General features: G+C 58.4%; 13 protein-coding genes and 1 pseudogene. 10 read left to right on the forward strand and 4 right to left on the reverse strand.

What is annotated here, in order from left to right:
* Nucleotides 1-159: 159 nt before the first annotated feature.
* The gene (gene soxR / locus KDX30_RS18970) at nt 160-624 is read left to right on the forward strand and encodes a redox-sensitive transcriptional activator SoxR (RefSeq protein WP_231677200.1); all 465 of its coding nucleotides are present in this window, start codon (nt 160-162) and stop codon (nt 622-624) included.
* Nucleotides 625-754: 130 nt separating this feature from the next.
* Here soxR and KDX30_RS18975 read toward each other — a convergent pair.
* Both KDX30_RS18975 and KDX30_RS18980 read right to left on the reverse strand, forming a co-directional pair.
* Nucleotides 755-2152 (reverse strand): annotated as a pseudogene (locus KDX30_RS18975) (FAD/NAD(P)-binding protein); the annotation flags it as partial.
* A gap of 174 nt (nt 2153-2326) precedes the next feature.
* Nucleotides 2327-2890 carry a helix-turn-helix domain-containing protein gene (locus KDX30_RS18980; protein WP_231677201.1) on the reverse strand — a complete coding sequence of 188 codons (564 nt, stop codon included), beginning with the start codon at nt 2888-2890 and terminating at the stop codon, nt 2327-2329.
* A gap of 94 nt (nt 2891-2984) precedes the next feature.
* Between KDX30_RS18980 and KDX30_RS18985 the strand changes: the two genes are divergently transcribed.
* The 7 genes from KDX30_RS18985 (at nt 2985) to KDX30_RS19015 (ending at nt 10165) form a co-directional block, all read left to right on the forward strand.
* Nucleotides 2985-3920 carry a DMT family transporter gene (locus KDX30_RS18985; protein ID WP_027899370.1) on the forward strand — a complete coding sequence of 312 codons (936 nt, stop codon included), beginning with the start codon at nt 2985-2987 and terminating at the stop codon, nt 3918-3920.
* Between the two features lie 139 nt (nt 3921-4059).
* Nucleotides 4060-7005, forward strand: coding sequence for a monovalent cation/H+ antiporter subunit A (locus KDX30_RS18990; protein WP_027899369.1), 2946 nt, complete (start codon nt 4060-4062; stop codon nt 7003-7005).
* Complete coding sequence (locus KDX30_RS18995; protein WP_027899368.1) at nt 7005-7349, forward strand: Na+/H+ antiporter subunit C; 345 nt, start codon at nt 7005-7007, stop codon at nt 7347-7349. Before KDX30_RS18990 ends, KDX30_RS18995 begins: the two co-directional genes overlap by 1 nt.
* Nucleotides 7346-9031 (forward strand): monovalent cation/H+ antiporter subunit D, encoded by a 1686-nt coding sequence (locus KDX30_RS19000; protein WP_027899367.1) that lies wholly within the window; start codon nt 7346-7348, stop codon nt 9029-9031. Before KDX30_RS18995 ends, KDX30_RS19000 begins: the two co-directional genes overlap by 4 nt.
* Nucleotides 9028-9516, forward strand: coding sequence for a Na+/H+ antiporter subunit E (locus KDX30_RS19005; RefSeq protein WP_027899366.1), 489 nt, complete (start codon nt 9028-9030; stop codon nt 9514-9516). The genes KDX30_RS19000 and KDX30_RS19005 overlap by 4 nt, the downstream gene beginning before the upstream one ends.
* The gene (locus KDX30_RS19010) at nt 9513-9791 is read left to right on the forward strand and encodes a K+/H+ antiporter subunit F (protein ID WP_027899365.1); all 279 of its coding nucleotides are present in this window, start codon (nt 9513-9515) and stop codon (nt 9789-9791) included. The genes KDX30_RS19005 and KDX30_RS19010 overlap by 4 nt, the downstream gene beginning before the upstream one ends.
* Entirely contained in the window at nt 9788-10165 is a 378-nt protein-coding gene (locus KDX30_RS19015) for a Na+/H+ antiporter subunit G (RefSeq protein ID WP_027899364.1), read from the forward strand. The genes KDX30_RS19010 and KDX30_RS19015 overlap by 4 nt, the downstream gene beginning before the upstream one ends.
* Nucleotides 10166-10182: 17 nt before the next feature.
* On the opposite strand, the gene KDX30_RS19020 is transcribed toward KDX30_RS19015, so the two are convergent.
* Both KDX30_RS19020 and KDX30_RS29520 read right to left on the reverse strand, forming a co-directional pair.
* The gene (locus KDX30_RS19020) at nt 10183-10650 is read right to left on the reverse strand and encodes a hypothetical protein (protein WP_027899363.1); all 468 of its coding nucleotides are present in this window, start codon (nt 10648-10650) and stop codon (nt 10183-10185) included.
* A gap of 84 nt (nt 10651-10734) precedes the next feature.
* On the reverse strand, nt 10735-10857 hold the full coding sequence (locus KDX30_RS29520; protein WP_255879230.1) for a hypothetical protein: 123 nt from the start codon (nt 10855-10857) through the stop codon (nt 10735-10737).
* A 279-nt stretch (nt 10858-11136) separates the two neighbouring features.
* Between KDX30_RS29520 and KDX30_RS19025 the strand changes: the two genes are divergently transcribed.
* Nucleotides 11137-11367 (forward strand): hypothetical protein, encoded by a 231-nt coding sequence (locus tag KDX30_RS19025; protein WP_027899362.1) that lies wholly within the window; start codon nt 11137-11139, stop codon nt 11365-11367.
* A gap of 102 nt (nt 11368-11469) precedes the next feature.
* Nucleotides 11470-11709, forward strand: a complete 240-nt coding sequence (locus tag KDX30_RS19030; RefSeq protein WP_231677202.1) for a DUF2789 family protein — start codon at nt 11470-11472, stop codon at nt 11707-11709.
* Nucleotides 11710-11775: the final 66 nt, after the last annotated feature.

The following is an 11775-nucleotide window of genomic DNA, read 5'->3' on the forward strand; positions in this document are numbered from 1 at the left end:
TTTACCTGACACTCCGTCATCGCTGGCCTCGTAACCTCGGTGAGCTCCTACAGGTCCAATGCGTGTTTCACAGGTCGTGTTTGCCGTGATAACGGAGTATTGCCAACCGAGGCCTCGAAGGGTAAAACCTCTACTTAACTAGAGGTCAAGCAGTCACTTATGATAACCAGCAAAAAATCTGGCCCTGCGAGTAAGCAGTTGACCGTCGGCCAATTGGCGGCCCGCAGTGGGGTTGCGGTCACCGCCCTGCACTTTTATGAAACCAAGGGGTTGATCAGCAGCCAGCGCAATGCGGGCAATCAACGCCGCTACCCCAGAGAAATGCTGCGGCGAGTGGCTCTGATCAAGGTCGCCCAGCGACTGGGTATCCCGTTGGCCAGCATCCATGCCGCCCTGCAAACACTGCCGGAAAAACGCACGCCGACTGCGGCTGACTGGAACAAATTGTCGGCCCAGTGGAAGGAAGAACTCGACGACCGCATCGCGCGCCTGACAGACCTGCGCGATCAGCTCACCGGTTGCATCGGCTGTGGCTGCCTGTCGATGCAAGCCTGCCCGCTGCGCAACTGGGGGGACAAACTGGGCGAACAGGGAAATGGCCCGGTTTTGCTGGATCAGGATTGAAGAGTTTCAGCGCCTGTATCGTGCCGGACCTGAGGCCGTTCCAACAGGCGTTACTTCGTTGGAGCAGGGCTTGGTCTGGGCCGCATCCGGACGATATAGGCGTAAGGCCTTTAGCCAAATGAGTTCCGACCAACCGCCCCGCCAACGCCTTGGCTTGCAGCGCTACATCAGTCACGGCCGTACTTTCCCACCACAGCCCCCGCAATGGCGGGCCCATGGCGAACAACCGGTCAGACACCCGCCCTTGCGCATCCAGCACCGCTCCGCCCTGGTCGGCGGCGATGCCCAGCGCCAGCGGGCCAGGTTGAATCATGCCTCGCGCCAGCAGTTGTCGAGGCAAAGGCCGATCCACGCGTCGCCAGTCGTATTCGATGCCCGTGGAATTGATCAGCGCATCCCCCACGATCGTTGAAGTTTCAGCCTGACCACGGTGTCGAATACGAATCTGCAACTGCCCCGAAGGCAGGACCTCAAACCCTTGCAACGAAGCGGCCTGAATCGTCACTCGTCCTTGATCAATCAGTTGCGCAAGCAGTGCAGCGCTCAGCGGCGGTGAGCGATGGTGATGGCTTTCCCACCATGGCCGCACGTGGCGCACGAACTGGCGGCGCTGCACATCCGGGGCCTGATGCCATAACCGGCCGATGTTAGCCCGCACGGTATCCAGTGGCGCTTGCCAGTCGACTCCCCTTTCAATCGCCTGCGCACATTGCTCGCGCACTTTGCGCAGCAACTGCCGAGGGCTGCGAAGGGTGTGATCTTCGCCGAGAAAATCCACCCAGGCTGGCGGCTGCCGACGCACATGAGGCAGCAACCCATGCCGGGAAAATATATCGACAGGGCCGCGATGCCCGGACTGCTGCAACGACACCACCGCATCGACCATAGTTAGCCCGGAACCAATGATCAGCACCCGCGCCTGCGGATCGAGTTGCCGCATCGCGCTGACATCCCACGGATCTACCGCAGCAGCATTCAGTCCGTCGGACTGCCGTTGCGGGGTGCGGGACGCGGCGTACATTCCCGTAGCCAAAACCGCAAAACGCCCGTGCAGGGACTGACCGTCCGCCAGACTCAGCGTCACCCCCTGCGCCTGGGTTTCCAGGTCGACCACCTCACCGCGCACATGCTCGACACTTGAACCGTAACGCGAGCCAATTGATCGAGCCTCGGCCAGACGCTGCTGCACATACAGGCCAAAAATACCCCGTGGCGGAAACAGCTCAGCCACTGGCACATCCTGCTCAAAGGATTCGGGCCAGCCACCTTCCGCGATGAATTGCGTCAGCCATTGGGTCAAGTCGTCGGCGTTGTCCGGATCGACACTCATGCGCGCCGCGTTGCCATTGAGCGTATGCCCCAACTCCGTGGCGCTGTAGGCCTCGCCCCGGCCCAGTTCGCTACGCGTTTCAATGATAGAGATGCGCCGGTTGCCCGGCAGGCGCAGCAACTGAACCGCCAGCATGCTGCCGCTCAGGCCGCCGCCAATAATCAAAACGTCAGCCGGGTGTTTGTCGCTGGAACTCATAGATCAGGTTCGCTCTTCTAAAATCTCAAGCCGGGGTCGATATCAACAGTGCGTTCAATGCACAGCCCGTGCCCGCGGCTCAACCCGCTGTTCACGACAGATCAGCCGCGCGCCGTTATTGAATAAGATGCTGAGCCAACACAACTGTTGATTACCTGTTTATCAGGCAACAGCTCACAGTACGACGTTACGGACGAATCGCACCCGGACCTGCCCGTCGTTGCGATAACAGTGGGCCTGGTTGCTGGCAAACATGAAAAACTCCCCCGGACCGACTGCCTGTGTGCGCTCCACCAGAATGACGGTCAGGTGCCCTTCGACCACATAAACCTGATCACTCCAGCCGTCAGGATCGGCCTCGGACTGATACGCCTCTCCCGGCTCCAGACAGAACTCCCAGAGTTCGACTTCACGTCTGGCTGTGGCTTTGGCCAAAAGGACTGCACGGCTGCCCGGTATCGATCCGGCCCAGGCCACCTCGTTGATGCGACTGGGGTCACGATGCTCAGGAGCCTGAATCAGATCGCTGAACGCTACATCCAGCGCTTCGGCGACGCGATCAAGGGTCGCAAGGCTGACGTTTTTCTCCCCCGCCTCAATGGCCACCAGCATGCGCCGACTGACCCCGGATTTTTCCGCCAGCGCGGTCTGGCTCATGTCCTGCCCGTTGCGCAACCGTCGCACGTTTTGACTGACGTGCTGCAAAACCGGGGCGCGTTGCGAATTATCGTTGCTCAATATTTTATTCTCTCGAAATCATTGCGCAGTATACTGCCCAGCTTTAAAACTCAGGTCGATGTATCACGCAAGCCTGTAAACGCCAGTGAGAAGCATGAAGTCTACCTCTATCAAGCCCCGTATCAGCAAAGCTGAAGTTGTACTGATCCTGATCACCCTGCTGTGGGGCGGCACATTTCTGATCGTACAACACGCCATGACCGTCAGCGGCCCGATGTTTTTCGTAGGCCTGCGCTTTGCAGCGGCGGCAATCATCGTCGCGCTGTGTTCGTTAAGCGTGTTGCGCGGCATGACCCTGCTTGAAATAAAAGCCGGGGTCGCGATCGGTGCGGCCATCATGCTTGGCTACGGATTACAGACCATCGGTTTGCAAACTATTCCCAGCAGCCAGTCAGCTTTTATTACGGCGCTTTATGTCCCTTTCGTACCGCTGCTGCAATGGCTGGTACTGGGACGTCGGCCGGGGTTGATGCCCAGCGTGGGGATCTGTCTGGCCTTTACCGGGCTGATCTTGCTGTCGGGGCCATCCGGAGCAAGTCTGCAATTCAGCGCGGGGGAAATAGCGACGATCATCTGCGCGATTGCAGTGGCCGCCGAGATCATCATGATCAGTGCTTACGGTGGCAAGGTCGACGTGCGCCGGGTCACCGTGGTGCAACTGGCTACCGCTTCATTGCTGTCATTCCTGATGATCGTACCGACGGGCGAGGCCTTGCCGGATTTTTCCTGGATGCTGGTCATCAGCGCGGTGGGGCTCGGGGCCATGAGCGCAGTGATTCAAGTGGCCATGAACTGGGCACAGAAGACCGTTTCCCCAACCCGCGCCACTGTAATCTATGCCGGTGAGCCGGTGTGGGCCGGAATCTTTGGTCGCCTTGCCGGTGAGCGCCTACCCGGCGTCGCGTTAATTGGCGCAGCGCTCATCGTCGCGGCGGTGATCGTCAGTGAAATGAAACGCCGCACCGCATCCACCACGGCATCCACTGAAGAACAGACCGGAACCGACCCGGTGTTTAAAGAAACGGATTAACACGCGAAAAATCCGGCTATAAATAAACAGAACTCAGCTTCTGCCTACAAGGTCTGTAGGATTCTGCGACACCTTGGCGTTTGGTGTTACACAGTCCAGCACGTATGATCCTTGACATTTCCCTGCAGATTAGAAGCCTATGTCTCTGATAGTTCTACTGCTTCTGCCTTTCATCGGCAGCTGTCTGGCGGCATTTTTGCCGCACAACGCGCGTAACGCTGAATCCATTCTCGCCGGCCTTGTGGCCGTTACCGGGGCGATTCAGGTTGCCTTGTGGTACCCGCAAATCGTCGACGGCGGTGTGATCCGCGAAGAATATTTCTGGCTACCCAGTCTGGGGTTGAATTTCGTCCTGCGCATGGACGGCTTCGCCTGGATGTTCTCGATGCTGGTGCTGGGCATCGGCACGCTGGTTTCGTTATACGCCCGCTACTACATGTCTCCGGATGATCCGGTGCCGCGGTTTTTTGCGTTCTTCCTGGCGTTTATGGGCGCCATGCTGGGTCTGGTGATTTCCGGCAATCTGATTCAGATCGTGTTCTTCTGGGAGCTGACCAGTCTTTTCTCATTCCTGCTGATTGGCTACTGGCACCATCGGGCAGACGCTCGACGCGGTGCTTATATGGCATTGATGGTCACCGGTGCAGGCGGTCTCGCGCTGTTGGTAGGCGTCATGCTGCTCGGTCATGTCGTGGGCAGCTATGATCTGGACCGCGTGCTGGCCTCAGGCGAAGCGATCCGCGCCCACGCCTTGTACCCGGTCTTGCTGACCCTGATCCTGATAGGCGCATTAAGCAAAAGTGCGCAGTTCCCGTTCCACTTCTGGCTACCCCACGCGATGGCGGCCCCGACGCCGGTGTCGGCGTATCTGCACTCGGCGACCATGGTCAAGGCAGGCGTGTTTCTACTGGCGCGTTTCTGGCCTGCCCTTTCCGGCAGCGAGCAATGGTTCTGGATCGTCAGCGGTGCAGGTGCCTGCACCCTGATCATCGGTGCCTACGCAGCGATTTTCCAGAATGACCTCAAGGGCCTGCTGGCCTATTCAACTATTAGCCACCTGGGGTTGATTACCCTGCTGCTGGGCTTGAACAGCCCACTGGCAGCGGTCGCGGCAGTCTTCCACATTCTCAACCACGCGACCTTCAAAGCCTCGCTGTTCATGGCCGCAGGGATTATCGACCACGAAAGCGGCACGCGGGACATCCGCAAACTGAGTGGACTTGTCACCCTGATTCCCTATACCGCGACGCTGGCCATGGTCGCCAGCGCGTCGATGGCGGGCGTACCCCTGTTGAACGGTTTCCTGTCCAAGGAAATGTTTTTCGCTGAAACAGTATTCGTCAGCTCCTCGGCCTGGGTAGAGATGGCTTTGCCGGTGATCGCCACCATCGCCGGGGCGTTCAGTGTTGCTTATTCATTGCGCTTCACCGTCGATGTCTTCTTCGGTCCGAAAGCGACCAATCTGCCCCACACACCTCATGAGCCTCCGCGCTGGATGCGTGCGCCAGTGGAGTTTCTGGTGATCGCCTGTGTGATCGTCGGGATCTTCCCTTCGCAATCCGTGGCACCGTTGCTGGCTGCCGCGGCGCAACCTGTCGTAGGCGGCACGCTGCCTGAGTACAGCCTGGCCATCTGGCACGGCTGGAACGCCCCCATGATCATGAGCCTGATTGCCATGGCTGGCGGCGTGCTGCTCTATCTGTTGCTGCGCAACTCGTTCAAACAGAACCGCTTCACCGGCCCGCCGCTGGTGCAGCGCATGAACGGCAAGCGCTTCTTCGAGCGTTCGCTGGTGATCATGACCCGCTGGGCACGGCGTTTCGAAAGTCTCATCAGTACCCGTCGCCTGCAACCTCAGTTATTTCTGGTGGTGTTGGCAGCACTGATTGGCGGTTTTATCCCGATGTATTTCAGTGGCCTGACGTGGGGCGACCGGCCGAAGATTCCGGGTTCGGGCGTCTTCGTCACGTTGTGGCTGATCGCAATCGCCTGTGCACTGGGCGCGGCCTGGCAAGGCAAGTACCACCGCCTGGCGGCCGTCGTGATGGTCAGTGTTTGCGGGCTGATGACCTGCGTGACATTCGTCTGGTTCTCCGCACCCGATCTGGCCCTTACACAACTGGTGGTGGAAGTAGTCACCTCAGTCTTGATCCTGCTGGGGCTGCGTTGGCTGCCACGACGTAACGAGAACGTGGCGCCTTCGCTCAGCAGCCGGGTCCGCGCACGAAATCGTCGGGTTCGCGACTTCATTCTGTCGGCACTGGTCGGCGGTGGCATGGCGCTGCTGTCCTACGCGATGCTGACGCGTGCGACGCCCAACACCATTTCCTCGTTCTATCTCAGCCGCGCCATTCCCGAAGGCGGTGGCAGCAATGTGGTGAACGTGATGCTGGTGGATTTCCGGGGTTTCGACACCTTCGGCGAAATCACCGTGCTGGCGGCTGTGGCCTTGACTGTGTTTGCCCTGCTGCGCCGCTTCCGTCCGCCCAAGGAAAGTATTCCGTTACCCGCCCAGCAGCGTTTGCTGGCTCCGGATGTGGTAACTGACCTGGTCAATCCGCGCAGCGCCAGTGATACCGCGCTGGGCTTCATGATGGTTCCGGCAGTACTGGTGCGCCTGCTGCTGCCGATTGCTGTGGTGATTTCGATGTACCTGTTCATGCGTGGGCACAACCAGCCGGGGGGCGGTTTTGTCGCCGGTCTGGTGATGTCCGTGGCCTTTATTCTGCAATACATGGTCGCGGGTACGCAGTGGGTGGAGGCTCAGATGAGCCTGCGGCCACTGCGCTGGATGGGCACCGGCTTGTTGTTTGCGATTGGCACCGGTCTGGGCTCGATGTTCCTGGGTTATCCGTTCATGACCACCCACACCGCGCATCTGGACCTGCCGTTGCTGGGCGATATCCATGTCGCGAGCGCGTTGTTTTTTGATGTAGGGGTCTACGCGGTTGTCGTGGGATCGACACTGCTGATTCTCACGGCACTGGCGCACCAGTCGGTGCGTAGCCACCGACCTACTTCGCTGCCCAAACCGGTGCCGAACCCAATCGCCGACATTGTCGCCGCACAACAAGGAGCCTCCTGATGGAAGAAGTTATCGCGATTGCCATCGGCGTACTGGCGGCCTCGGGCGTCTGGTTGATCCTGCGTCCGCGGACCTTCCAGGTGGTCATGGGCCTTTGCCTGCTGTCCTACGGCGTCAACCTGTTCATCTTCAGCATGGGCAGCCTGTTCATCGGCCGGGAGCCGATCATCAAGGACGGCGTTCCTCAGGACCTGCTGAATTACACCGACCCGCTGCCCCAGGCACTGGTGCTGACCGCCATCGTAATCAGCTTTGCCATGACCGCGCTGTTTCTGGTGCTGCTGCTGGCGTCCAGAGGGTTGACCGGCACCGACCACGTTGACGGCCGGGAGCCCAAAGAATGACGTTGATGAATCAACTGATCGTGGCACCGATTCTGCTGCCGTTGTTGACGGCTGCGATCATGCTCTGGCTCGGTGAGAAACACCGCCCGCTCAAAGCGCGGATCAATCTGCTTTCGAGCATCCTCGGCCTGGCCATTTCTGTCACCTTGTTCATGTGGGTACAGAAAACCGGTACCACGGGCTCAATAGGCGTTTACTTGCCCGGTAACTGGGAAGTGCCGTTTGGCATTGTGCTGGTGGTGGATCACCTGTCGGCAATGATGCTGGTGCTGACTGGCATCGTCGGTGTGTGCGCCCTGCTCTTCGCCCTGGCTCGCTGGGACCGCGCCGGTTCCAGCTTCCACGCCTTGTTCCAGATTCAACTGATGGGCCTGTATGGGGCATTCCTCACCGCCGATCTGTTCAACCTGTTCGTGTTTTTTGAAGTCATGCTCGCGGCCTCCTACGGCCTGATGCTGCACGGCTCGGGCCGTGCCCGCGTCTCCGCAGGCTTGCATTACATTGCGATCAACCTGCTGGCGTCCTCGCTGTTCCTGATTGGCGCCGCCCTAATCTATGGCGTGACCGGCACACTGAACATGGCTGACCTGGCCATCAAGATTCCGCAGGTACCGGAGGCCGATCTGGGCCTGCTGCACGCCGGCGCCGCGATTCTTGCGGTGGCATTCCTGACCAAGGCTGGCATGTGGCCGCTGAACTTCTGGCTGGTGCCCGCCTACTCCGCCGCCAGTGCGCCCGTGGCAGCTATTTTCGCGATCATGACCAAGGTCGGCATTTACACCTTGCTGCGGCTCTGGACCTTGCTGTTTTCAGTTCAGGCTGGCCCTTCTGCGTTCTTTGGCGGCGACTGGCTGATCTATGGCGGTATGGCAACAATTCTTACCGCAGCAGTGGCAATCATCGCGGCACAACGCCTGGAGCGTATGGCAGCGCTGAGCATTCTCGTCTCGGCCGGCATTCTCTTGTCCGCCATCGGTTTCGCCCAGCCAAGCCTCACAGCAGGCGCGCTGTTTTACATGGTCAGCTCGACCCTGGCACTCAGCGCCATGTTTCTTATCGCTGAACTCATCGAACGCTCGCGCTCAGCCAATGAGTTGCCACTGGAAGACGATGCCGACCAGTTACCGCGGACCGTGGAATCATTGAATCCACCGCCAGGCACCAACCTTGATGACCAGCAGAAAGCCGTGGTCGGTCAGGTAATCCCGATGACCGTGGCATTTATTGGCTTGAGCTTCATTGCCTGCGCCTTGCTGATCATCGGCATGCCGCCGCTTTCCGGATTTATCGGCAAATTGACGTTGCTCAGCGCGCTGCTTAACCCGCTTGGACTGGATGTGGCCCAGGACGAAACGATTTCGAGCCAGGGCTGGTTGCTGGTGGGTTTGCTGATTTTCTCCGGCCTTGCTTCGCTGATGGCCTTCTCCAGGATCGGCATCCAGCGCTTCTGGACCCCACAGGAACGCCCTTCGCCGCTGCTGCGGCACTATGAGTGCGTGCCCATCGTGATCCTGCTGGGCTTGTGTATCACCCTGACATTCCAGGCCGAACCGCTGCTGCGTTATACCCGCGACACGGCCGCCGCGCTGCACGAACCCAAACAGTACATTCAATCGGTAATGGCCACCCGGCCGTTGCCCGGGCCGGTCAGTGACACTGCAGTCTCGGCGGTGCAACCATGAAGCGTTATTTCCCTGCTCCGTGGTTCTCCCTTGCACTGGCGGTGCTGTGGCTGGTACTGAATCTCTCGATCAGTCCCGGCAATCTGATTCTGGCAGCCGTGCTGGGTTTCCTCGCCCCTCTGCTGATGTCTCCACTTCGCCCGTTGCCTGTGAGCATCAAACGACCGGGCGTGATCTTCAAACTGTTCTTTCTTGTGGGTCGCGATGTCATTGGCTCGAATCTGGAGGTGGGCTGGAGAGTCTGGAATGTAAAACGACGCCCACCGCGCTCGGCCTTTGTAAAAGTCCCGCTGGACCTGCACAACGCCAATGGTCTGGCAGCCCTGGCCATTATCACCACGGTGGTTCCAGGGACCGTCTGGTCAGAACTTGCGCTGGACCGCAGCGTACTGCTCATGCATGTTTTCGATCTGGAAGATGAGGCGCAGTTTATCGAGCATTTCAAAACTACCTATGAGCGCCCGCTGATGGAGATTTTCCAATGAGTGCCTTGCTCGGCAATGCCATTCTGGCCAGCTTGTTCATCTTCGCTCTGGCCATGGTCTTCACCCTGATTCGCCTGTTCAAGGGCCCCTCGGCTCAGGATCGGGTACTGGCTCTGGATTACCTCTACATCATCGCCATGCTGATGATGCTGGTACTGGGCATTCGTTATGCCAGTGATACCTATTTCGAGGCTGCTTTGTTGATTGCACTGTTTGGCTTTGTCGGCTCTTTTGCCCTGGCCAAATTCCTGCTGCGTGGAGAAGTGATCGAATGAACTCGACAGTGGTGCTGCCCTTCTGGGTCGAAATCCTCACCGCCATACTGCTGATCGCCAGCAGTCTGTTCGCCCTGACCGGCGCACTGGGCTTGCTGAGCCTGAAGGACTTTTTTCAACGCATGCATCCGCCTGCGCTGGCCTCGACACTGGGTGCCTGGTGTGTTGCGCTCGCCTCGATTGTGTACTTCTCGGCGCTCAAGTCAGAACCGGTGATCCACGCGTGGCTGATTCCGGTGCTGCTTGCTATCACCGTCCCGGTGACCACTCTGCTGCTCGCCCGCACCGGGCTGTTTCGTAAGCGCATGGCGGGCGACGATGTGCCACCGGAAGTCAGCAGTGGTGGTCAGCAAGGTGACTCCAGCGGCAGCTGAGTCGCTGCCTGCCGGGTTTACTCGCTGGCCTTGAAGGTCAGCTCGCCCTTGCGCCACTTTGCAGCTTTGGTGGTCGCAGTCTTCAGGGTCTTGGTCAATCCGCCCTGCAATTGCTCGTGGGCTGCAAAGACCATCATGATGCTCTGACCTTCCTTGAACACGATACCGTGCCCTTCAGGAATATCGACATAGGCATATTCGCCAAGGCCATAGACGGTCAGTTTGATTTCACGAAACTTGATTTCGAATTTTCCGCCTTCTCGGCTGGGCAATACGGCTGCGCGAAAATGATCGCCGACCTTCAGCTCAAGCCGCGGCTTGTCGTCGACAACCAGCGCTGTTTCAGTATCGATTTCAGCGATGTAAATGCCCTCAGCAGACTGCTCGCAGACATAAACAAAACGGGACTGGAACTGTTTTACCAACTTCGCCCGCAGATCACCAAGCACGAACAGCGCGTGTGTCTCCAGATTACTTACTGCCAAAGTTAAAACCCCCAACTTGAAAATGATCCCGTCCGGAGACAACCGGACGGTCAGAAAAAGCTATCGCTACCTTGTTGTAGCGCATCAGACGGGCAGTTCCCTTGCGTGCTCTTGCAGCAATTGCAGCCACATGGCACCGCCAACCCAGGCCAGGGGTGCTTGTGCAGAGAACGTCGACGATACCGAAAGCGCGATGAGCGCTGGCATTCGGGGGATTCTACCGGTTGGAGATGCCTGCCGCCTATATCCGTTTTGTGCATATCGACAGATGTAGTCCATTCAGACAACATGAAGAGCATTATGCATCGCCCTTCAGGGCACATTCCTACTCCAATCTTCATGCGAGACGACAGAGCATTTCTAATTGCTGCGACTAAAGGCGGCCAGCGACGGTCAACAACTGCCATACTCGCCTGCATCAAGAATGCTGTCCTGCGCACGCAAGCTCAGGTCGAAAGCAACTCGTCATCCAGGGGAAGATAAGCAGTGACTGAATTTGATATCGGCGAGTTTTTTATCTGGGGTGAATCCAGAGAAGTAGAAGGTGAGTTTCAGGCCGTCATCGTCATGCGCGCCAAGCAATCTGTAAATACCATTTCCTGTCATCAGGTAGAAAAAGACCGTTGGTTCAAAACCGCAGACCTGGCGGCCAAAGCGGCCCAGGAGTCAGCCAGGGAACTGAAAGATGCCGTTGATGCCGGCGCATTGAACACCTGACGCTATTTGCGTCGAACTCTTGGGTCATGGATACGCTCAGATGCTTTACGCAGCTTCAAGCGTGCAACCGACAGATCGGGTCAAGCCCGCCTAGGAGATGATATGGATTTGGAAACACCGACCCTGGCCACCTTGTTTGAACAACTGGGCCTGAATTCAGACCAGGAGAGCATCGATGCGTTTGTTGATGAGCATGGTCCGCTGCATGGTGACGTCAAGGTATCCGAGGCAGAGTTCTGGACGCAGCCGCAACGCGACTGCCTCAAGGAGAAATTGTTGCTGGATGACGATTGGGCCCCGGTAGTTGACGAGTTGAACGCGCTGCTCCACGAAGCCAAGTAAACTCTCGCAAAAAATGGCCCCGGTTAACCGGGGCCATTGCTTTTGCAGCTATAAGATCTCCAGTGA

Source organism: Pseudomonas quasicaspiana (genome assembly GCF_021147825.1).
Taxonomy (GTDB): domain Bacteria; phylum Pseudomonadota; class Gammaproteobacteria; order Pseudomonadales; family Pseudomonadaceae; genus Aquipseudomonas; species Aquipseudomonas quasicaspiana.